17 protein-coding genes are annotated in these 22227 nt (G+C 31.5%); 12 read left to right on the top strand and 5 right to left on the bottom strand.

The window, feature by feature from the left end; translation table 11 throughout:
- Positions 1–13: 13 nt before the first annotated feature.
- Entirely contained in the window at positions 14–1759 is a 1746-nt protein-coding gene (locus C8269_RS02455; RefSeq protein ID WP_106460271.1) for an Rqc2 family fibronectin-binding protein, read from the bottom strand.
- 90 nt (positions 1760–1849) lie between these two features.
- Here C8269_RS02455 and gmk point away from each other — a divergent pair, with 90 nt between their 5' ends.
- The 12 genes from gmk to C8269_RS02395 all read left to right on the top strand — a co-directional run bounded on the left by gmk (position 1850) and on the right by C8269_RS02395 (position 15570).
- The gene (gene gmk, locus C8269_RS02450) at positions 1850–2449 is read left to right on the top strand and encodes a guanylate kinase (RefSeq protein WP_106460270.1); all 600 of its coding nucleotides are present in this window, start codon (positions 1850–1852) and stop codon (positions 2447–2449) included.
- Entirely contained in the window at positions 2449–2640 is a 192-nt protein-coding gene (rpoZ, locus tag C8269_RS02445) for a DNA-directed RNA polymerase subunit omega (RefSeq protein ID WP_106460269.1), read from the top strand. Before gmk ends, rpoZ begins: the two co-directional genes overlap by 1 nt.
- Position 2641: 1 nt before the next feature.
- A complete protein-coding gene (gene coaBC / locus C8269_RS02440; RefSeq protein WP_106461114.1) occupies positions 2642–3814 on the top strand; it encodes a bifunctional phosphopantothenoylcysteine decarboxylase/phosphopantothenate--cysteine ligase CoaBC in 1173 nt (390 codons plus the stop codon).
- Positions 3815–3818: 4 nt separating this feature from the next.
- Positions 3819–6185, top strand: coding sequence for a primosomal protein N' (gene priA, locus C8269_RS02435; RefSeq protein ID WP_106460268.1), 2367 nt, complete (start codon positions 3819–3821; stop codon positions 6183–6185).
- Between the two features lie 9 nt (positions 6186–6194).
- Positions 6195–7445, top strand: a complete 1251-nt coding sequence (ftsY, locus tag C8269_RS02430) for a signal recognition particle-docking protein FtsY (RefSeq protein ID WP_106460267.1) — start codon at positions 6195–6197, stop codon at positions 7443–7445.
- A 129-nt stretch (positions 7446–7574) separates the two neighbouring features.
- Positions 7575–8414, top strand: a complete 840-nt coding sequence (rpsB, locus tag C8269_RS02425) for a 30S ribosomal protein S2 (protein ID WP_106460266.1) — start codon at positions 7575–7577, stop codon at positions 8412–8414.
- A gap of 14 nt (positions 8415–8428) precedes the next feature.
- On the top strand, positions 8429–9097 hold the full coding sequence (gene tsf, locus C8269_RS02420) for a translation elongation factor Ts (RefSeq protein WP_106460265.1): 669 nt from the start codon (positions 8429–8431) through the stop codon (positions 9095–9097).
- A 263-nt stretch (positions 9098–9360) separates the two neighbouring features.
- A complete protein-coding gene (gene nhaC / locus C8269_RS02415; protein ID WP_106460264.1) occupies positions 9361–10899 on the top strand; it encodes a Na+/H+ antiporter NhaC in 1539 nt (512 codons plus the stop codon).
- A 136-nt stretch (positions 10900–11035) separates the two neighbouring features.
- A complete protein-coding gene (cysK, locus tag C8269_RS02410) occupies positions 11036–11953 on the top strand; it encodes a cysteine synthase A (protein ID WP_106460263.1) in 918 nt (305 codons plus the stop codon).
- Positions 11940–12467 (top strand): serine O-acetyltransferase EpsC, encoded by a 528-nt coding sequence (epsC, locus tag C8269_RS02405; RefSeq protein ID WP_106460262.1) that lies wholly within the window; start codon positions 11940–11942, stop codon positions 12465–12467. Before cysK ends, epsC begins: the two co-directional genes overlap by 14 nt.
- 102 nt (positions 12468–12569) lie before the next feature.
- Entirely contained in the window at positions 12570–14126 is a 1557-nt protein-coding gene (gene rny, locus C8269_RS02400; protein WP_106460261.1) for a ribonuclease Y, read from the top strand.
- A 454-nt stretch (positions 14127–14580) separates the two neighbouring features.
- Positions 14581–15570: a tyrosine recombinase XerC gene (locus C8269_RS02395; RefSeq protein WP_106460260.1), complete on the top strand. Its 990-nt coding sequence runs from the start codon at positions 14581–14583 to the stop codon at positions 15568–15570.
- Positions 15571–15614: 44 nt separating this feature from the next.
- On the opposite strand, the gene C8269_RS02390 is transcribed toward C8269_RS02395, so the two are convergent.
- From C8269_RS02390 to mutS, 4 genes are read right to left on the bottom strand one after another with little or no spacing between them, the layout of a single operon-like run.
- A complete protein-coding gene (locus tag C8269_RS02390) occupies positions 15615–16892 on the bottom strand; it encodes a methionine gamma-lyase family protein (protein WP_106460259.1) in 1278 nt (425 codons plus the stop codon).
- Complete coding sequence (miaA, locus tag C8269_RS02385) at positions 16882–17826, bottom strand: tRNA (adenosine(37)-N6)-dimethylallyltransferase MiaA (protein ID WP_106460258.1); 945 nt, start codon at positions 17824–17826, stop codon at positions 16882–16884. Before miaA ends, C8269_RS02390 begins: the two co-directional genes overlap by 11 nt.
- Positions 17816–19594, bottom strand: coding sequence for a DNA mismatch repair endonuclease MutL (mutL, locus tag C8269_RS02380; protein ID WP_199792144.1), 1779 nt, complete (start codon positions 19592–19594; stop codon positions 17816–17818). The genes miaA and mutL overlap by 11 nt, the downstream gene beginning before the upstream one ends.
- Positions 19594–22203 (bottom strand): DNA mismatch repair protein MutS, encoded by a 2610-nt coding sequence (gene mutS, locus C8269_RS02375; RefSeq protein ID WP_106460256.1) that lies wholly within the window; start codon positions 22201–22203, stop codon positions 19594–19596. Before mutS ends, mutL begins: the two co-directional genes overlap by 1 nt.
- Positions 22204–22227: the final 24 nt, after the last annotated feature.

Raw genomic sequence — 22227 nt, 5'->3', positions numbered from 1 at the left:
GAACCGCTTTTTTTTATGCCAATTTTTCAACTTTTTGACTTATGTCAAAACTCATGTCTACTGTTATAGTTTTAAAGTTTTCATAATAAACCATTCCTTCTTTAGCACCTTTAGCTTTATTAACATTTTTCTTCTCAGTATAGTCTACATCCACCTTATTTTCACTAGCAACCGAGGAGTTTAGTGCAGCTAGGTAGGAAGCAACTATTATATCCTCTTGATTGATCTTATCAGCTTTTAAAATTACATGAGAACCTGGAAGGTCTTTTACGTGGAACCATAAGTCATCTTTTCTAGCAAGTTTAAGAGTTATATAATCATTTTGTTTAGAGTTTTTACCAACATATATATCAGATCCATTTATAGTCTTAAAATGCATAGGTTTTGACAACTTAACTTTGTTCTTCTTTTTAGTCTTTCTTTTAATAAGTTTATTATCAATCATTTCTTCTCTGATTTCATTTAAGTCAGATATTGAGCTAGTTCTATTAATGAAATCATAAAGTTGTTCTAGATAATTTAATAATTCTTCTTGTTTTGGTAAATCTTTTTTTGCATAGCTTACAGACGATTTTATTTTCTTAGCTCTATTATAATAATCATTAATATTATCCCATGGAGATCTCATAGGATCTAAACTAATTTTAATAGCTTTATTATCGTTATAAAAATCCTCCAAGACTACTTCTCTAGATTTTTCTTCAATCCTATATTGGTTAGCTGCTAGTAAGTCAGCTTTTTTCCTAGCTTCATCAGCACTTTGTAACTTTGAGATATTATTATTCAGAATATTAATTTTTTTATTGACTGATTTTTTATGACTAGAAACTTTCTTTAACAATTCAGACTTCATCTGATCTAACCTATCATTCGCTTTATTTAAAGAATAAAAATCATCTATAGCTTGGCTCATAAATTCATATTCATTTTCTTTAAAATTTAATTGTGTTAATTTCAGACAATGAAATTCTTTAATTTTTTTATCATCCCTATAATCAAAAGCTAACAAATTTCCCTTAATAATATTATCTCTAAGCTCTAAAAACAATGTGTTTAGCCTAGTTTTCTCATCTTCACTTACAAGACCCCAATTTATTCTAGGGTCAATACTAGCCCTATAAATTAATTCTTTTCCAACTATAGGAGAAAAACCCTCGTAGTTTTGATAAAATAATTTAAAAGGCACCTGGCTATCAGGAATATTTTTATCTAGGCTAAGGATATCTAGATTAAAGTTATCATCGGTTATATCAATCTTATCACTAGGTATTCTTTGATATTCTAAAGACGGGAATATCTCTCTAATAGAAGACATTTCCTGGTTTACTCTTTTTATTGCATCAATTATCTTATAGGATTCGTTGGTCAAAATAATATTTGAGTGTCTACCCATAATTTCAACAATAATCTTCTTGCTAGTGTCAAATCCCATTTCATCTATAGATCCTACAGATATTTCCACAATTCTATCCAGACCTATTTGTTTAACATCTAGTATCTTGCCTTGTTTTAGGTGTTTCCTTAAAACCATGCAAAAATTATCAGGAACTTCGGGATTCTCATATTTTTTATTTGTAAAATTAATTCTTGCCTCATTATTATTAGCGCTTATCAATAATTTATAAGATTTACCCATAGAATATATATCTAAGACTAAATCATATCTAGAAGGCTGAGAAATTTTTTGAATTTTTCCTCCAAGAATCTCTTTTTTTAATTCGTTTACAATTTTTCTAGTAACTATTCCATCAAAACTCATATTTTCACCTCATTTATATTATACACTAAGATAACATCATACTTGAAGTAAATCCATATAAAAGTAAAATAATTTAAACAAGGGGGAGCGATGAAAAAGGGATTTTTATTGGTAATATCAGGTCCGTCAGGAGTAGGAAAGGGAACCGTCCTTCATGACTTGATGAATACACAAAGTAATTTAGTTTATTCAGTATCAGCAACCACAAGAAAAAAAAGAGATGGTGAAATTGAAGGAGTCAGCTACTTTTACAAGACGCATGAAGAATTCGAAGATATGATTTCAAAAGGTGCTTTCCTTGAATACGCTCATGTCCATAACAATTACTATGGTACTCCCAGAGAATTTGTGGAAAATAAAATTAACGAAGGAAAAATAGTAATATTAGAAATAGATGTCCAGGGAGCTCTTAATGTCAAGAAGAATACTGATAATGGAGTCTTTATTTTTTTGGCACCGCCTAGCTTGCAAGAACTTAAAAGAAGAATTGTAGGTAGAGGTACAGAGACAGACGAAGATATAAATATCAGAATGACTAATGCAAGAAAAGAACTTGAACATATCAAAGATTACGACTACTTAGTAGTAAACGATCACTTAAACTCAGCAATTACTTCAGTAAATGAAATAATCAATGCTGAAAAACACAAAGTTTTTAGAGAAGAAAATATTGAATTTGAGGAGAATTAATGAAAAACCCATCATTTAAAACATTATCAGAAGTAAGCCCAAGTAGATATGAAATTTGTATGATGTGCGCAAAAAGAGCAAGAAGAATAGTAAACGGTTCTGCTCCACTTACAAAAGAAGTCGAAGCAAAACCAGTTACCCAAGCACTTCATGAAATAATTGAAGGCAAAGTTACTAAGAAAAATAGATAAGATGCTTAAGGGCAAAAATATACTTTTAGGAGTAAGCGGAGGAATAGCAGCGTATAAAGTTTTAGACCTCTGCTCAAAGCTAAAAAAAAGAGATGTAAATCTTAAAATAATAATGACAAAATCTGCTACTGAGTTTATAAGTCCCTTGTCTTTCGAAACAATGGGAAGATGCTTGGTATATACCGATTTATTTGAAGGCCACCACGAAATTGTCCACCACATCGAATTAGTAAAATGGGCTGATTTAATGCTCATAGCTCCTGCAAGTGCAAATACTATAGCAAAAATGGTAAATGGTGTTGCTGATAATTTTCTCACCTCATCTTATTTAGCTTGTGATAAGGATGTAATTATTGCACCAGCAATGAACACCAATATGCTTAAGGCAAAGGCTACACAGCGAAATCTAAAGACCTTAGAAGATGATGGAGTAAAGATAATTAAACCTGAACCAGGTCTACTAGCCTGTAATACTGTAGGAGATGGTAGAATGGAAGAGCCATCCGAAATCGTTGACTACTTAGATTCCTATTTTACAAACAAGGATCTAGCAGGTAAAAAAATAATAGTTACGGCAGGACCTACCATCGAACCAATAGATTTTGTAAGGTACATATCGAATAATTCTAGTGGTAAAATGGGCTATAATATAGCAAATGAAGCTAGAAAACGTGGAGCCTATGTAGTACTTATATCAGGACCCGTAAATCCATTTAAAGTTAATGACATAAAGAGAATAGAAGTAAAAACAAATTTAGAAATGAAGAAGGCTATCGAAAGAGAATTTAAAGATTCTGATGCTTTAATAATGTCAGCTGCTCCAGTAGATTATAGGTCTAAGTATGTAAGCAATAAAAAATTAAAGAAAACTGGTAATAGCCTCAATCTTGAATTGGTTGAAAATCAAGACATCATAAAATATTTTGGGTCAATTAAGAATAAACAAGCAATTATAGGTTTTGCAGCAGAAACAGATAATTTAATTGAAAATGCTAATAAAAAATTAAATGAGAAAAATCTTGATTATATAATAGCTAATGACTTAACAAAATGGGGGGCAGGATTTGATGTAGATACTAATGTTGCATCTATTATATCTAAGGATGAAGTCAAAAATTTAGATATAATGCCAAAAAGTGAGCTAGCAAATAAAATATTGGATTTGTTAAGGTGATATATTGTACGCAAAAGTAATTATTGATAGTAAGAGCCGATTTTTAAATAGGTCTTTTACCTATCATATACCAGAAAAATTAAATAATAAATTAAAAAGAGCAATGAGAGTTTTAGTGCCATTCGGTAAGGGCAATAAGACTAGCGTTGCTTTTGTTTATGAAATAATTGATGAACTTGATGAAGATTTTAAAACAAAAGATATTATATCTATAATTGATGAAAATAAGCTAATTGATAATGAATTAATCGACCTAGCTTTCTATATGTCAAAGACATATCTTTCTCCAATTCAGCTATCTTTAAAGCAAGTTTTGCCAACAACTAGCATTGATAAAATCAATACTTATTATCAGAGTAAAATAAAAAGCGATGACGAAATACTACAATTCTTATCCCGTAAAAAATCTAAAGAAGAATTTGTAGAAAAATTTCCAGATAAATTAGATAAACTTTACTCCTATTTAGAAAAAGATATGGTAAAGCTTATATATGATGCTAAAGATAAACATAAAGTATCCTACGATACCTTTATTAAGCTTATAGATAATAAAGCTTCACTGCCTAAAAATGCTAAAAAACAAATAGAAATTGTATCATATCTTAAGGAAAATGGTACTAGTGAACAAAAAATTCTTTTACAGGCCACCTCTGCAAGTACTTCATCAATAAAATCTCTAGAAGATAAAAATATTATTGAAAAATTTGAAAAAGAAAGTGAAAAATCCCTAATAGTCGACCACAAAGACTACAAAAGCCATGTTTTAAATGAAGAGCAAGCAAAGGCTTTTAACAAAATAGAGTCAAAAGATAGTGGTAAATATTTGTTATTCGGTGTAACAGGATCTGGTAAAACAGAAATATTTTTACAAGTTGTAGAAGAAACTATTAAAGAAGGTAAAGAAGCCATCATTTTGGTCCCGGAAATTTCCCTAACACCTCAAACCATAGAGAGATTTGTGGGTAGATTTAAACAAAAAATAGCAATTATGCACTCAAGGCTAACTCCAAAAGAAAGATTTAACCAATGGCGAATGATAAAAAATGGTGAAGTAAAAATAGCCATAGGGGCCAGATCAGCAATCTTTGCTCCATTTAAAAATTTGGGCGCCATAATAATAGATGAAGAACATGACAAATCATATATATCAGCCCAAGATCCAAAGTATCATACAAGTGATATAGCAAACTTTAGAGCAAACTACCAAAAAGCCAAACTAATACTAGCATCAGCTACACCATCGATAAATACGATGAAAGATGCTATGGATGGAAAATATGAAATCTTAACTCTCAAACAAAGGGTAAATAAAGTCATGCCTGATTTATCAATTATCGATATGAGGGAAGAGCTTAAAAATTCTAATTATTCTATGCTTTCATTGAGATTACAAGAAGAAATAAGGAAAAATCTTAAAAACCACGAACAAACCATCTTATTTCTAAATAAAATAGGACATGATTCCTTTACTTTTTGTAGATCTTGCGGCTATGTCGTAAAGTGTGAAGCCTGCGATGTCGCAATGACATATCATAAAAATGTTAATAAGCTTGTTTGCCATTATTGTGGTAGAACTAAAAACCAAGTTACAATTTGTCCAAACTGCCATTCAAAAAAAATAAAGGAATTTGGAGCTGGTACTGAAAAACTAGAAGAGGAAGTAAGGTCCTTATTTAAAGGTGCAAATATTCTTAGAATGGACTCTATGGTCGCAACTAGTAGAGCCAAATACGATAATATGTATAAAAATATGAAAAATGGAAATATTGATATACTTATTGGCACGCAAATGATAGCAAAGGGTCTTGACTTTGAAAATGTAACTCTAGTTGGTATTATCGCAGCCGACCTTTCCTTGAATGTTGGCGATTTTTCAGCACAAGAAACAGCCTTCCAGCTCCTAACCCAGGTTTCTGGCAGGGCAGGAAGGTCAGCTAAATTAGGAAGAGCGATAATTCAAACTTATAAACCTGATAATTTTGTTATTCAAGCAGTTAAAAATAATGATTATTCTAGCTTTTTAAAGAGTGAACTAAATATTAGAAGCGCATTTGCCTATCCACCATATAAAAATTTAATATCTATAAGAGTAGTAAATACAGATAGAGTAAAAACTATAGAAATATCAAAAAGAATGACAGATGAATTAAGAAAAATAACTTCAAAACTACTAGATGTTGAAATTATAGGACCTAATCCATGTAAGATATCCAGAATAAATAATAAATTCAGGTATAATATTCTTATGAAGGTCTTTGATAAGGATATAGAAGAAGTTAGAGAGTGTATAAAATTGGTAAGAAATGATTTCATTAATGAAAATAAAGATACTTCTTTTATAGTTTCTATCAATCCAGCTAATATGAATTAAGGAGTATAAATGTTTGATTTTTTAAGAAGAAAAAAGAAAAAAGATGAAATTGAAAAAAAGGAAGAAATAATAGATAAAAAATCAGAGTTAGATTCTAATGAAGAAAATTCTGAAAAAGAAGAAGCTGAAATTATTGATAATAATATAGATAATGATGATTACAATGCCTATAATTCCTATAATGACTACAATAAATTCAATGACCAAAAAGAAGAAGAAAATCAAAACTTAGAAAAAGATAATGATAATAAAGAAAAGTCAGGAAGGTTCATCGACCTAACAAAGGATGAGGGTGTTTCTAATTCAAGCTCAGAATACCAAGAAGATGAACCTATAGAAAAGAGCGAATCAATCTTTGATAGGCTAAAAAAAGGACTTACAAAAACTAGAGATAGTTTTACATCAAATCTTAAAAATTTATTTACAAGAAATGTTAAAATCGACGATGATTTATATGATGACTTAGAGGAAATCTTAATATCAGCTGATATTGGTATGACATCTACCGTTGAAATTGTAGATACACTTAGAGATGAAATAAAGAAAAGATCAATAAAAGAAAGTGATCAAATCTATCCTCTTCTTAAAGAAATAATGATTAGCAAGCTAGATGAAAACAACCTTGATAATTCAATCACCTATAAGGATGGAGATTTAACTGTTATACTTGTAATAGGAGTAAATGGAGTAGGAAAGACAACAACTATAGGTAAGCTTGCGAATAATTTCAAAAAAGAAGGCAAAAAAGTTATGCTTGCAGCAGCTGATACATTTAGGGCAGCAGCTATAGAGCAACTAGGTGAATGGGCTGATAGAGCAAATGTAGAGATGATTGCTGATAAAGAAGGAGCTGATCCTTCGGCAGTAATATTTGATGCTATTAAATCTGCTAGAAGTAATGATGTTGATGTCCTAATATGCGATACAGCTGGTAGACTTCATAATAAGAAAAATCTTATGCAGGAGCTTGATAAAATTAATAGAACTATAGACACCCACGCTGTGAATGCACATAGAGAGAATCTTTTAGTTCTTGATGCAGCTACTGGACAAAACGCAGTAAGTCAGCTGCGCGAATTTAAAAATGTTACTGATATAACAGGACTCATCCTTACAAAACTTGATGGTACAGCCAAAGGAGGGGTAATATTCCCACTTCAAGTAGAGGTAAAAGTACCTGTAAAATATATAGGAGTAGGTGAAGGAATAGATCACTTACAAAAATTTGATTCAAAATCTTTTGTAGAAGCTATGTTTTAGTGTTGAAATATAGGTTTTTAAGGGTATACTATATCAGTACTACAACAATCACACTTAGGGATGGTTATATCGTTGCCTAAAAGGTTATATAACCAGTTGAAATAAGTGGAAGAACAAACGGAGGTAAATATGGCAGTAGTTTCAATGAAAAAATTATTAGAAGCCGGTGTACACTTTGGACACCAAACTAGAAGATGGAACCCTAAAATGGCAAAATACATCTTCACAGAAAGAAATGGTATCTATATAGTTGATCTTCAAAAGACAGCTAACCAAATAGAAGATGCTTACAAAGCTATTAGAGATATAGTAGCTGACGGAGGTAAGGTTCTATTCGTAGGTACAAAAAAACAAGCACAAGACTCTATCCAAACTGAAGCAAAGAGATCTGGTCAATACTATGTATCTCACAGATGGTTAGGCGGAATGCTCACAAACTTTAAAACAATCAGAAAAAGCGTAGAAAAACTTCAAAGATATGAAAAAATGGAAGAAGATGGCACATTTGATCTTCTACCAAAAAAAGAAGTTCTACAATACCAAAAAGAAATGGATAAACTAGAAAGAAACCTTGGTGGTATCAAAGATATGGTTGAACTACCAGATGTGTTATTCGTAGTAGATCCAGGTGAAGAATCAATAGCAGTACACGAAGCTAAGATTCTTGGAATCCCTGTAGTTGCAATTGTTGATACAAACTGTGACCCAGATTTAGTTGATATTGCAATACCAGGAAACGACGATGCAATAAGAGCAGTTAAACTAATAACATCAGTAATGGCAGATGCTGTAATAGAAGCTAATCAAGGTAACGAATTTGATCCATCAGCAGATGAAGATGCATATGAAGAAGAATTAGAAGAAGCTGATGAAGCTGTAGAAACAGAAGATGAAGTTTCTGATGAAGATCTAAAAGAAGCAGCTGAAGAAATCGAAACACAAGCTTTCGAAGAAAACGAAGCAGAATAATAAAGGGGTAAAAGATGGCAATTAGTGCAAAATTAGTTAAAGAATTAAGAGAAAGATCTGGCGCTGGAATGATGGACTGTAAAAAGGCCCTTGAAGAAGCTGGCGGCGATATAGATAAGGCTCAAAAAATCCTTAGAGAAAAAGGTCAAGCTACACTTGATAAAAAAGCAGGTAGAATTGCTGCAGAAGGTGTAATTGGTTCTTACATCCACAATGATAAAATTGGTGTAATTGTAGAAATCAATACTGAAACAGATTTCTCAGCTAACACAGATTCTGTTAAACAATTTGCTAAAGACCTTGCTATGCACATTGCTGCAAGCAATCCTAAATATATATCAGAAGCAGATGCTGATGAAGCAGATGTAGCTGAACAAAAAGAAATCCTAATCAAACAAGCTATGAATGAGGCAAATGATAATATGCCAGAAGATAAAAAACAAATGATAGCTGAGAAAAAGGTTGAAGGAAGACTTAAAAAATGGTTCTCTGAAGTATGCCTATTAGATCAAGCATTCATTAAAAATCCTGATCAAACAATAGAACAATTACTAAGAGATACAGCTAATGGTGTTGGAGAAAACATCAAAATTAGAAGATTTGCTAGATTTGAAGTAGGCGAAGGTCTTGAAAAGAAAGAAGAAGACTTCGCAGCAGAAGTAGCAGGTCAAATGAACCTATAATTTAATATTAGGAGATTATATCTCTAATAAATCTCTCATAAGGTGTAGAATAATGCCTTGTGAGAGATTTTTTTATTAAAAAATATAAGCTTAGGCCTCTAAATTCAGCCTATATAGTAGGAGAAGCTAATGACTATTGATGTTCACTAATCTAAGTAATGAGTTATTTAAATAATAAATTAAATTAATAGTTGATTTTTTTATCAATAAAGTGTAGTATATATAGAGATAATTTATTACAATAATGTATTTAAGGAGTTATTATGAAAAATGAAACTAAAATTAGACTACCAAATTTATTTGAAGCAGTTCTTCCAATATTTACCATCGTAAGTCTAATGATTTATGTCTTTATAATCGCCAAAAATGGTGAGGAAAATATTTATGATGCAGCTCACCTTCCACTTATTTGCGGAATTATGGTAGCTTCTCTTGTAGGGCTTATGTGTGGAAGAAGCTTTAGAGAAATGCTTGATGGAATGATAGATAGAATTAAAACAACTCTCGATGCCATTTTAATATTATTAACTGTTGGTTTATTAATATCATCATTTATGATTTCTGGAACAATACCTGCCCTAATCTACTACGGTTTAGAGTTATTAAATCCAAAACTTTTTCTACCAATTGGGTGTATAATAACAGCTCTTGTCAGTCTGTCATGTGGATCATCTTGGACTGCAACAGCTACAATAGGTATAGCCTTTATGACTATAGGCCAAGGCCTTGGAATAAATCCTGCAATAACTGCTGGCATGGTAATATCAGGAGCTTACATTGGAGATAAATTTTCTCCATTATCAGATACAACGAACCTTGCAGCTGGTGTTGCTAAGACAGGATTATTTGATCACGTAACAGCAATGGTTTCTACAACAGGCCCTGTATTTATAATCTCCCTTATCCTTTATAGCCTAATAGGACTTAGGGCTAATGTTGTAAACTATGATCCAAATATAGCTGAAGGAATAAAAAGTGCACTCGTAAGCAATTTTAATTTAAATCCACTAGTTCTTTTGCCAATATTATTAATTATTTTACTTTGTGTTTTAAGAATTGAAGGTCTTGCTGGAGTAATTATTTCTGTATGCGTTGGCTTAGTATTTTCAATGATTTTTCAAAAGCAAAGATCACTTGCTGAAATATTTACTATCCTTCACTACGGACCAAGTATAGAAACGGGAAACGACTTTGTAGACAAGGCACTTGCAAAAGGAGGAATGGATAATCAAATGTGGACAGTTAATCTCATACTCCTGGCAGTTTCATTTGGAGGAGCATTAGAAAAAGCTGGTATAATTGAGAAACTTTTCTCTCACTTAAAAGAAAAAATTGATACAGTTGGTGGTCTAGTAGGTTTAACCATGCTTACATCAATTTTCTGTGATGCTACCATGTGTGACCAATTTTTAGGAATTGGAGTACCAGCTCCTTTATACGAAGATAAGTACGATGAACTTGGACTTTCTCGTAATATGTTATCAAGAACTCTAGAAGATGCAGGCACCCTATGGGCTGTAATGTTTCCTTGGACTGCTTGCGGTGCATACCAAATGAAAACTCTAGGTGTAAGCCCTATAAACTTCTTCCCTTTTGCATTTGTAAATCTTCTAAATCCAATTTATGCTCTAATTACAGCAATGTTTAAAAGAAATATCTTTTGGGCAGATGGTTCTTATACAAACCTATTTGGTAAAACAAAAATGAAAAAAATAGCAAAAGCACCTGAAGACTCATTAAAATTCGCCTTGGAACAGTTAGATAAATTAAGAAAAGCTGGGAAAGCACCTCAATTAAATTAAAATACTTAATATAGAGAGCCTTGTGCTCTTTTTTTATAAAAATTTTAAAAGATTGCTTTTTAAAGTATAGTAAAAATGTAAGAAATAACACTTTAAATCATTTGTTAATGATTATATATAAAAAGAAAGGATATTTATGACTATTAAAAATCATCCAACAGAACTAATAGGAAACACACCTTTACTAAAGCTTAATTCTCTTAAAAAAGAGGGAAGAGCTGATATTTATGTAAAGGTAGAAAAAAACAATATAGCTGGTTCAATCAAGGATAGGATTGCTCTTTACATGATAGAAGAAGCAGAAAAAAGTGGAGAATTAAAAAAAGGCGGAACAATTGTAGAACCTACTAGCGGTAACACTGGTGTAGCCCTTGCTGCTCTAGCAGCTGCAAAAGGTTACAACTTAATCCTAACTATGCCTGCATCTATGAGTATAGAAAGAGCAAAACTTGCTATGGCATATGGCGCTAAAGTCATAAGAACTACAGAAGGCGCATTACAAGGATCCGTTGATAAAGCTAAAGAATTAGCTGAAGAAAACGGCTATTTCATGCCGGACCAATTTTCAAATCCTGCTAATATCAAAGCACACTATGAAACAACTGGGCCTGAAATTCTAGCTGAAATTAGTCCAGATGCCTTTATAGCAGGAGTAGGTACAGGAGGAACTGTAACAGGAGTTGGTAGAAAATTAAAAGAAGTAAATCCAAGCACTAAAATATACGCTATAGAACCTGCTGAAAGTCCACTTTTATCAGGAGGCAAGGCCAGCGGCCATAAGATCCAAGGTATAGGTGGTAACTTCATACCAAAGAACCTTGATTTTGATATAGTCGATGGAATAGTAGATGTAAAAGGTGATGATGCAATAGAAATGTCTAGATTTTTAGCAAATAATGAAGGATTAGCTGTTGGTATATCATCGGGTGCCAATGTTAAAGGCGCTATAGAGATAGCAGATAAATTAGGAGAGGGGAAAGTTGTGGTAACTGTTCTACCTGATACGGGTGAGAGATATCTATCAACTGAGTTATACGGAAATGTTAAATTATAACCAATATAAAGAAGAATTAATAGAAAACGCCCTAAAAAAAGATCCAGCATTAAAGAGTAAAGAGGAGGCAGTCCTCTTCTCTGCTGGAATTAAGGCTCTACTAGCCCATTATATTGCTCATAATTTATATCTAGAGGGTAAATTGTATGAGGCAGAGGAAACCGCCTATAAAGCTAGAATGGAAACTGGTATTGAAATCCATCCAGGAGCTAAAATAGGACGCAGATGTTACATAGACCATGGAATGGCAACAGTTATTGGAGAAACAGCTGAAATTGGTGATGATGTCTTAATATATCATTCAGTAACTCTAGGCGCAATTACAAATAAAAAAGTTAAAAGGCATCCAACTATCGGTAACAATGTAATGATAGGAGCTGGTGCTGTATTGCTAGGCAATATTCACATAGGAGATAACAGCATGATTGGGGCAAACTCTGTTGTTCTTACTGATGTTCCAAATGATTCAACTGCAGTTGGCTCTCCTGCAAGGATAATACCTCACAAAAAGTAGCTTAGGCTGCTTTTTTTATTTCAAATGAAAACTATTTCGTATAATTATAAAAATCGGGTATAATAATTATTGGAATGAATTTTCCATATTATTGGAGGTGATATGATGTTTGATAATTTAAATCCAATAGTTGTTCTCATCATAGTTGTCGCCTTCGTATTGTTAGCTTTTTATTTTGGCTATCTTTATCGTAAGAAAATTGGTGAATCTAAGATTGGTAGTGCCGAAAATTTAAGTAGGCAAATCATAGATGACGCTAATAAACAAGCAGAAGCATTAAGAAGAGAAACTCTAATCGATGCTAAAGATGAAATATCAAAGTTGAAATCTGAAAATGAAGAAATGCTAAATCAAACAAGAGCCGAACTTAACAAAAGAGAAGCACGTTTGATAAAGAAAGAAGAAAGTTTAGACAATCGATCTTTATTGATTGACAAGAAGTCTGATCAAATCTCTAGTGATCAGAAAAAATTGAAACAAAAAGAAGAAAGAATTGACAAGTTAATAGAACAACAAGAGTTGGAGCTACAAAATATCGCTGGACTAACCAACAATGAAGCTAAAGAAATTATATTAGCTAGAGTAAAATCAGAGACAATTCACGAATCAGCTAGAATGATAAAGGAAGCTGAAGAAAGAATTAAATCTGAAAGTAAGAAGATTGCAACAGAAATATTAGCTACCACTATCCAAAGATTTGCCCCAGAGCAAGTTTCAGAGAATACAGTATCTGTAATCTCCCTTCCAAAAGATGAAATGAAAGGTAGAATTATAGGTCGTGAAGGTAGAAATATAAGAGCTTTCGAACAAGCATCAGGAGTAGACCTTATAATAGATGATACTCCAGAAGCAGTAGTGATATCATGTTTTGAACCTGTAAGACGCGAAATAGCCAAAGTTGCACTAGAGAAGTTAATTCAAGATGGAAGAATAAATCCATCTAGAATTGAAGAAATGCTTCAAAAGGCTACAGACGAAGTAGAAGCTAGAATCATAGAAGATGGTGAGGCAGCTGCAGAAAAAGTAGGAATAATGAATCTTCATCCACAGTTAATAAGGCTGGTGGGCAAGATGAAATTTAGAACATCCTACGGTCAAAATATCTTGAATCACTCTGTAGAAGTAGCGCTCTTAGCTGGAATGCTAGCTGAAGAAATAGGTGCCGATGCTCAATTAGCTAGACGTGGTGGGTTGCTACACGATCTTGGAAAAGCTATAGACCAAGAACAAGAAGGTACACACATCACACTGGGTGTGGAAGCAGCTATTAAATACGGCGAAAACAAATACGTAGTTAACGCTATAGAATCACATCATGGAGATGTTGAACCAAATTGCGTTGAATCAATCCTAGTTCAAACAGCAGATGCAATAAGCGCTGCTAGACCAGGTGCTAGACGTGAAAGTCTTGAAAATTATATCAAGAGACTTGAGAATCTAGAAAAAATTGCAAATTCATTCGATGGTGTTGAAAAATCATTTGCTCTACAAGCTGGTAGAGAGCTAAGAATATTAGTCAAACCAGACAAGGTATCAGATGACGAAATGGTTGTAATAGCTAGAGATATTGCAAAGAAAATCGAAAATGAATTAGAGTATCCAGGTGAAATCAAAGTGAACTTATTAAGAGAGTCCAAAGCGATAGATTTTGCAAAATAATGTTTAATTAATTATTTAAACAAACTGCCAAGTGATTTGGCAGTTTTTTAGTGGAATTTTAAAGGTATAAATACACCATTAAAAATTTAAAATCGCTTAGAAGTCAAAATAGAGCGTGTATATTTTCAATCTCTAATGAAAATTAGTTTTAAGGATTTTAACTTGAAAAAATAAAAAAATTCAAATCTAAGTTCCAACTTGATCAAAGTTTAAATTACAAATGATACAATCATACTAAAAAATCCGTAGAAGTGCATCATGAAAATCACCTTATCCAATGAAACATTTCTTCAAAAAAGTCTGAGAATAGGATGTACTTAAGCCGAATAATTATTGCACAAAATAACAATTTTGTGCAATAATTTGTTTTTGATTAAACTTTGAGTATAATACCTATATAAATATTAATGTGAAGTCATTTTTAAGATTTTTATAAATATTATCAGGAGTAATTATGGAAAAATTTGTTAAACCCCTTATACTTATAGATTACCTAAACTATTTAAAATCCATTAAAGGTCTTTCTGTATCTACCATTAAGGAATATGAATATGATCTTATGATGTTTATCGAATTTGAAATTATAAGAAAAATATATTCTGGAGACAAAGACTCTTACATTAAAAATTTTAATTTTACCAAAATAAATTCCTATATAGATAGTAAGTTTTTCGAACAGATGTCCATGCAAGATTTCTATGCATTCCTCTCTTATCTAGACAATGATAAAAATGATTCAGCTACCACTAGGTCAAGAAAAATTTCAGCTATCAAATCTTTCTATAAATATATGTACAATGAAATTGAAATCATAGATACTAACAACGCCATCAAACTCACAAACCCTAAAATCAGCCAAAGACAACCTGTTTATTTAACTCTTGCAGAGACTGAGGTCTTACTTAACGAAATAAATAAAGAAAAGAATGAATTTTTAAGATCTAGAGATCTTGCTATGGTTTTTACCTTCTTAACCACCGGCATGCGTCTATCAGAGTTAGTAAGTATAGACTTATCTGATGTTAATAAAGATAGTTTCAATATTATAGGAAAAGGGAATAAAGAGCGCACGGTTTATTTAACCAAAAATTGCTTAGACCTCATCAATTCCTATATTATAATTAGGTCTGATTATCTTAAAGACGATAATATAAATGCACTATTTATATCTACTAGGAAAAAGAGAATTTCAAATAGAGCTGTCCAGGCTACAATAGACAAATACCTCAAGAAATCCGGCTTTGACACAAGTATATACTCAACCCATAAGTTAAGACACACCGCTGCAACTCTAATGTATAAGTATGGAGATGTTGACATAAGAGCCCTAAAAGATATTTTAGGACATGTCTCAGTATCTACCACACAAATTTACACCCACCTAGATGATGAAGATCTTAAGAATGCAATTAATAAGAACCCTTTATCTAAACTGAACTTATAATAAAAATCGCCCTTATAAGCAAGAAGCTCTTTGGGCGATAAAATTTATATTAAATTATTATTTTTTAATCTGTTTAAGACTATCTTTAGAGCTAATTTCCCATGATAGTAATTAAGTCCACCTTGCAAATAAGCCATATATGGCTCTCTTAATGGTCCATCTGCTGACAATTCAGATGTGGCACCTTCGACAAAGCCACCTGCTGCCATTATAACCGGATCTTCATATCCAGGCATTGGATAGGCTTCAGGTACAAAGGTTGAATCAACAGTGCAAGCTTCTTGGATTGCCTTGCAGAAAGTTTTAAGTTTGTCTGGGTCTTCTAGCCTTATAGCCAATATTATATCAGACCTTGGATCCTCTAATCTAGGAGTTACATTATAGCCTAATTTAGTAAATACAGATGCAAATAATAATGCTACCTTTATTGATTCTTTCACCACATGAGGGGCAAAATATAAACCTTCTGCAACCAATCTATTTGTTCCAAAACTTAACCCTTCATCCTTACCAATGCCTGGGGCTGTAAGGGTGTTTGAACAATATTCTATGAGATCACTTTTCCCAGTTATATAACCTCCTGTCACCGCTATTCCCCCACCAAGATTTTTAATTAATGATCCTGCTATTATATCAGCGCCAACTTCTATAGGTTCCTTATCTTCAGTAAATTCTCCATAACAATTATCAATAAAAATAATAGCATCTTTGTTGGATATTCTAATCTCATCTATAGCCTTTTTTATCTCTTCTATTGTAAAGGCTCTTCTTTGGCTGTAACCAGTCGATCTTTGAATTAGAATGACCTTAGTCTTATCATCTATTTTATCTTTAATCTCTTCATATTTGATTGATCCATCATCATTTAAGTCAAGTTTATCATACAAGATTCCCTTTTCAAGCAAGGTTCCTTTTTTATTTCCAGCTATACCTATTACTTGCTGCATTGTATCATATGGATCATCAGTTATAGATAAAAGTTTATCACCATAGTTTAATAGTGAAAATAAAACAATAGATAGAGCATGAGTACCTGATACAATAGAGGGTCTTACCAAACTATCCTCAGCCTTAAAGATACTTGAAAAGATATTTTCTATAGTATCCCTACCAGTATCTGCATATCCATAACCTGTGGAAGAGTTAAAATCACTTGTTTGTAAAGCATTCTTATTAAAAGCACTCAGAACCTTAGCTTGGTTAAATTCACTAATAGCCTCGTGCTTTTCAAATATTTCTCTTAATTCTTTCTCTGAGTCTTCTATAATTTTATCAAAAGAATCATCTAAATTATAATTATTGTAAATATCATTATAGTCCATAAACATCCTTTATTATGCTTTCTATTATCATTTCTGCGTCTTCTTTACTAAGTTTGTCCATTAGTATCTCGTGGCAAAATGGATAATTCTTATATCTTTTCATCCATGTTATTTGTCTTTTGGCGTATCGTCTTGTATTTTGAGCGATAGTTTCTATTAACTCATCCTTATTTATTTCTCCATTTATATATGGAAATATTTCCTTGTATCCTATTGCAGACATAGACTGGTTATCAGGTGTAAGATTAAACCTTTCAATCAAATATTTAAATTCTTCAATAAGGCCTTGGTCAATCATTTGCTCAACTCTAATGTTGATTTTTTTATACAATATATCTCTACTCTCGTAATTTAAGAAAAACAAAATAGGGTCTATATCATTATTTAGGACTCTTTCTCCAGTCCTTTGAACTGAAGCCTTTACACCTGTTTCCTTATAAATTTCAAGAGCTCTTATTATTCTATTCCTCTCATTCGGATGATATTTACTTGCACTTTCTGGATCAACCTCCTTTAGTTTCTCAAATAAATAATCATTTCCAAATTCATCTGCTTCAGAATCTAACTTATCTCTTAATTCTTGATTTTTACTAACATTCCCATAATTCATATCAAATAAAATAGAATCTATATAAAATCCAGTTCCACCTGTCATAATCGGGGTAAGACCATTATCATTTAATTTTCTAATAATGTTAAGGGCCTCATTTCTAAAATCTTCAACTGTAAAATTCTCATCTGGATTAACAAGATTTATTAGATGATGATCCACCGTGAAATCATCAACCTTGTTTGTTCCTATATCCATATATCTGTAGACTTGTTGACTATCAGAAGAAATTATTTGGCTGTTTATTTTTCTAGCTAAATTTATAGCTATATCACTCTTTCCACTTGCAGTAGGACCTGTTATTATTATAAGTTTATCTTTCAAAATATTTCTCCAAATCTTTACTTTCTATCATAATTAAAGTAGCTTGTCCATCGTAATTTTTATATGGATTTTCCTCGTCCATAAGCTTTTTATAAAGTGATAAAGCCTCTTCTTCGTTTATTGTGTGGCCTTTTCTAAATGATAAAGCCTTTGCTAATTTTCTAAATTTTTTATATAAAAATTTATTTGAGTCATCATAATCTAGATCTAGCAAATCATAAAAGAAATCTCCATTTTCTGGTAAATCAAATATCAAAGGCATTTCTCTTATTATTAATTTACTATTCGTAATAAAATCTAAATCAAAACCCATATTCTCAAAAAGTTGGACCTTATCTTTAACTCTTTTTACATCATCGACTTTAAGTTCTATGACTATTGGATCTGTGAGAACCTGTTTTGCTATATTCCCTTCTTTAAATTCCCTAATATATTTAGACATCCTAACTTTCTCATCCGCTCTTCTATGATCGAGTATATAGGCTTTACCTTTTTCTTCAAAGATTGAATACCTTGAAAATAAACTTGTCTTATAAGTTGGTATATCGTCTATAAATTTCTCTTCGATAACTTCTTCATGAAAATCATTATTATCTTCTAAATCCCCTAAATCCAATGGTAAAGATTCATCAAAAAAGTTATCAGAATATTCAGTCGAATAATCCCTCGGACTTTCTCTAATTAAATTTTCAACTGGAGAGTATTTGTCAAGTATAGCCTTATAATCACTAAAATCAAGACTTTTATTTTCCTTGGGACTTTCCTGTCTAATGGTTTTTATATCTTTATTTTTTTGAAAAGTCTTATTAATTGAATTAGTTATGAGATCAATAAGTTCTGCCTCGTAGGAGAATTTAACTATTTTTTTATTAGGATGAATATTTACATCTATATTTTTGGGATTGGTATCTATAAATAAGAAGAAGGCTGGGTACCTTCCACTTGGAATCAAGCCTTGATATTGATATTCTATTGCCCAATTTATTTCATCATTTTCAATCAACCTTTTATTTGCAAATATATATTGCATCGATCTGTTTCCACGATAATAGTTTGAGTTTGATATATATGCTTTTATCTTAAAAATATCATTATTATCACTTAATTCTATCAAATTTTCTTCAAGTAAACTATCTAAAAGGTCTGCAATACTTAACTTGAATGATGTATTTGAACTTGATCTAAATTGTAATCTATCATCTTTTATATATTTAAATGATATATCTTGATAACCTATAGCAAAAGCATATAGAAGCTTTGTAATTTTATTTGACTCTGCTAGGTCAGATTTTAAGAATTTTCTCCTAGCAGGTATATTATAAAATAAGTCTTCTACTATAATACTTGTACCTTTATTTGTAGCAATCGAGCTCTTGCTGGCATCTTTTGAGTTTATCACAAGCTTACTACCTATAGGTGAATCTTCAGTCTTAGAAATAGCGGTAAGCTTACTCACGGCTGCTATGCTTGGAAGTGCTTCACCTCTAAAACCCAATGAGGAAATCTTATACAAATCGTCAAAAGCAGTAATTTTACTTGTAGCATGTTTTTTAAAGGCAAGTTCCAGCTGATCACTTTCGATGCCAGAACCATCATCAGTAACCCTTATATATGACTTGCCACCATTTCTTATTTCAATGGTTATATTTTTACTATTTGCATCAATCGAATTTTCAACTAGTTCTTTGACAACAGAAAGTGGAGATTCTATTACCTCTCCTGCTGCGATCTTTTCTATTGTATCCTTGTCGAGTCTAATTATGGGCACTATAATTCACCTATTCTTTCTATTAATATGTTAAGTTTATTTAGTGCTTCTAGAGGAGTAAGTTCATTAATATTTATCTCCTCTGATAGATTTCTTAAATCTTCTAATTTTTTATCCTTTATTTCATCAATTGAATTTTTAAGCTCTTTTTGCTTGTCTACCTCGTAGAAATCCTCATTTGATAACCTATTCATTATATTATTTGCATTATTTATTATCTCATCAGGTAACCCGCTTAGTTTAGCGACTTCTATACCATAGGACCTGTCAGATTTTCCCTTACTTATCTTTCTTAAAAACACTAAGTTATTATTTTCTTCAAGTATTTCTATTTTAAGATTTGTTACATTATCAAGTTCATTTTCTAGAATAGTTAATTCATGAAAATGAGTAGCAAAAACAGTTTTAACCTTTTTATGCTTTGACAAGTATTCAACCAAGGCCATAGCAATGCTTAGGCCATCATCAGAGCTTGTTCCCCTTCCAACTTCATCTAATATCACAAATGATCTATCTGTTGAATTTTCTAAAATATTGGAAACTTCATTCATCTCAAGCATAAAAGTAGACTGACCTTTTGATATATTATCGCTTGCTCCAATCCTTGTAAATACCTTATCGCAAATGCCTATTTGGGCCTTACTCGCAGGTACAAACGAACCGATTTGTGCCATTATTATTATAAGGGCTGTTTGTCTCATATATGTCGATTTACCCGCCATATTTGGACCAGTTATTATCTGAATTAAATTATCATCTTGACCTATATCTGTATCATTTGCTATAAATTCATTTTCTTTAAGATTTCGCTCTATTACTGGATGCCTTCCAGATTTTATATTTATTACTGGTTCATCATTTATTATCGGTTTTACATAATTGTATTTTAAAGCAATTTTTGCAAATGAATTTAGAGAGTCAACATTTGCTATAAGTTTTGATAAAGCTTGAAGTCTTGAAGTCGATTCTAATATTTTATCTATAATTTCATTAAACAAGTGGTATTCAAGGGTATTTATCTTATCTTTTCCATTAAGAATTATAGAGCTAATATTTTCCAACTCCTCTGTAGTGTATCTTTCTTGATTTTTTAATGTTTGCTTTCTAATATACGACTTATCAACTTTGTCTGTATTTGCTTTGGTAACCTCAATAGAATAACCATTATTTTTGTTGTAAATAACTTTTAAATTCTTAATTCCAGTTAATTCTCTTTGTTCCTTCTCGTAAGTTAAAAGTCTTTCTTCTGCGCTATTTGATAAATTTTTAAGATCATCTAGGTCTTGGCTATATTTTTCTTTTATAAGATTGCCCTCAGTTATTGTTATAGGCGGCTCAATTACTATTGACTTATCTATTAAATTATAAATATCATCTATATCCGGTAAATTTATACCTAGGGCTGATATTAGCTTATTATTTGAATTTATTAGTATATCTTTTAATTTAGGTATATCCTTCAATGAATTTTTTAAGGAAATTAAATCTCTTGCATTTGCTCTTTTATAAGAGATTTTAGCAAGTATTCTTTCTAAATCATATATGCTATCCAAAATATTAGACACATTCCTAGATAAAATATTATCCTTATAAAATCCATCCACTAAGTCAAGCCTTCGTTGTATCTTTTCTCTATCTATTAAGGGTCTTTCGAGCCAATCGTGAATTAGCCTAGATCCCATTACTGTATCTGCCTCATCTAACAGGGAGATTAATGTATTTTCCTTGCTGTTGTTATTTAGGTTTCTAGTAAGCTCTAGATTTTTTCTCGTATTAGCTTCTATTTCCATATATTCATTGATCTTTAAAAGTTCAATATTATTAATATGTTCTAATTTTTCATTGTAGTACTTATATATATAGTCAAGTAGATTTGCTAAAGAAATTATTGCAAGTCTCTTATCTGATATCTTTTCTAAATTTTCCTTACCCAAATATTTGACTATGGTTTTTATCCTATTTTCAAAATCACTAGTAAAATTAATGTAATTAAGAAAAATATTGTTATTTAAATTAAAGTATTGTTTTAAATCTTGATTGGAATAATTTGAATTTATAACTAATTCAGCTGGATTTATCTTTTCAATTTGATCAATCGCTTTTTTACCTAAGCCCTTGCTTAAGGCTTTTATTTCAAGACATACAAGCTTTCCTGTAGATATATCGCAATAAGACATAGCTATACCATATTCATTTTCGAAAATTGATAAAAGATAGTTGTTTTCTTTTCTATCAAGAGACTCTATATCGGTTAAAGTTCCTGGAGTTATTACCTTAGTTATAGCTCTCTTTACAAGGCCCTTAGCCTCTTTTGGATCTTCTACCTGATCACATAAGGCTACCTTATATCCTTTTTTCACAAGTTTATTTACATAAGAATCAACTACATGATGAGGTACACCACACATAGGCGCCCTATCCTCGTGACCACATTCTTTTCCTGTCAAGGTCAAAGACAATACTTTAGCAGTTATTATAGCATCATCAAAAAAAGTTTCATAAAAATCACCTACTCTATAAAGGAGTAAGGCATCTTTAAAATCTTTTTTCATATCTACATAGTGCTTTAACATTGGAGTTAACTTTTCATATTTAAACTTGCTTTTCATCTTATACCTCTCTATTCTACTATA

The sequence above is a fragment of the Anaerococcus sp. Marseille-P3915 genome (genome assembly GCF_900258475.1).
GTDB lineage: Bacteria > Bacillota > Clostridia > Tissierellales > Peptoniphilaceae > Anaerococcus > Anaerococcus kampingae.
This window is presented reverse-complemented; position numbering and strand designations above follow the sequence as displayed.

Excerpts from the sequence above, each read along its gene's own strand:
- C8269_RS02455 (WP_106460271.1), bottom strand. The coding sequence starts at position 1,759 with ATGAGTTTTGATGGAATAGTTACTAGAAAAATTGTAAACGAATTAAAA.
- gmk (WP_106460270.1), top strand. The coding sequence starts at position 1,850 with ATGAAAAAGGGATTTTTATTGGTAATATCAGGTCCGTCAGGAGTAGGA.
- rpoZ (WP_106460269.1), top strand. The coding sequence starts at position 2,449 with ATGAAAAACCCATCATTTAAAACATTATCAGAAGTAAGCCCAAGTAGA.
- coaBC (WP_106461114.1), top strand. The coding sequence starts at position 2,642 with ATGCTTAAGGGCAAAAATATACTTTTAGGAGTAAGCGGAGGAATAGCA.
- ftsY (WP_106460267.1), top strand. The coding sequence starts at position 6,195 with ATGTTTGATTTTTTAAGAAGAAAAAAGAAAAAAGATGAAATTGAAAAA.
- rpsB (WP_106460266.1), top strand. The coding sequence starts at position 7,575 with ATGGCAGTAGTTTCAATGAAAAAATTATTAGAAGCCGGTGTACACTTT.
- tsf (WP_106460265.1), top strand. The coding sequence starts at position 8,429 with ATGGCAATTAGTGCAAAATTAGTTAAAGAATTAAGAGAAAGATCTGGC.
- nhaC (WP_106460264.1), top strand. The coding sequence starts at position 9,361 with ATGAAAAATGAAACTAAAATTAGACTACCAAATTTATTTGAAGCAGTT.
- cysK (WP_106460263.1), top strand. The coding sequence starts at position 11,036 with ATGACTATTAAAAATCATCCAACAGAACTAATAGGAAACACACCTTTA.
- epsC (WP_106460262.1), top strand. The coding sequence starts at position 11,940 with ATGTTAAATTATAACCAATATAAAGAAGAATTAATAGAAAACGCCCTA.
- rny (WP_106460261.1), top strand. The coding sequence starts at position 12,570 with ATGATGTTTGATAATTTAAATCCAATAGTTGTTCTCATCATAGTTGTC.
- C8269_RS02395 (WP_106460260.1), top strand. The coding sequence starts at position 14,581 with ATGGAAAAATTTGTTAAACCCCTTATACTTATAGATTACCTAAACTAT.
- C8269_RS02390 (WP_106460259.1), bottom strand. The coding sequence starts at position 16,892 with ATGGACTATAATGATATTTACAATAATTATAATTTAGATGATTCTTTT.
- mutS (WP_106460256.1), bottom strand. The coding sequence starts at position 22,203 with ATGAAAAGCAAGTTTAAATATGAAAAGTTAACTCCAATGTTAAAGCAC.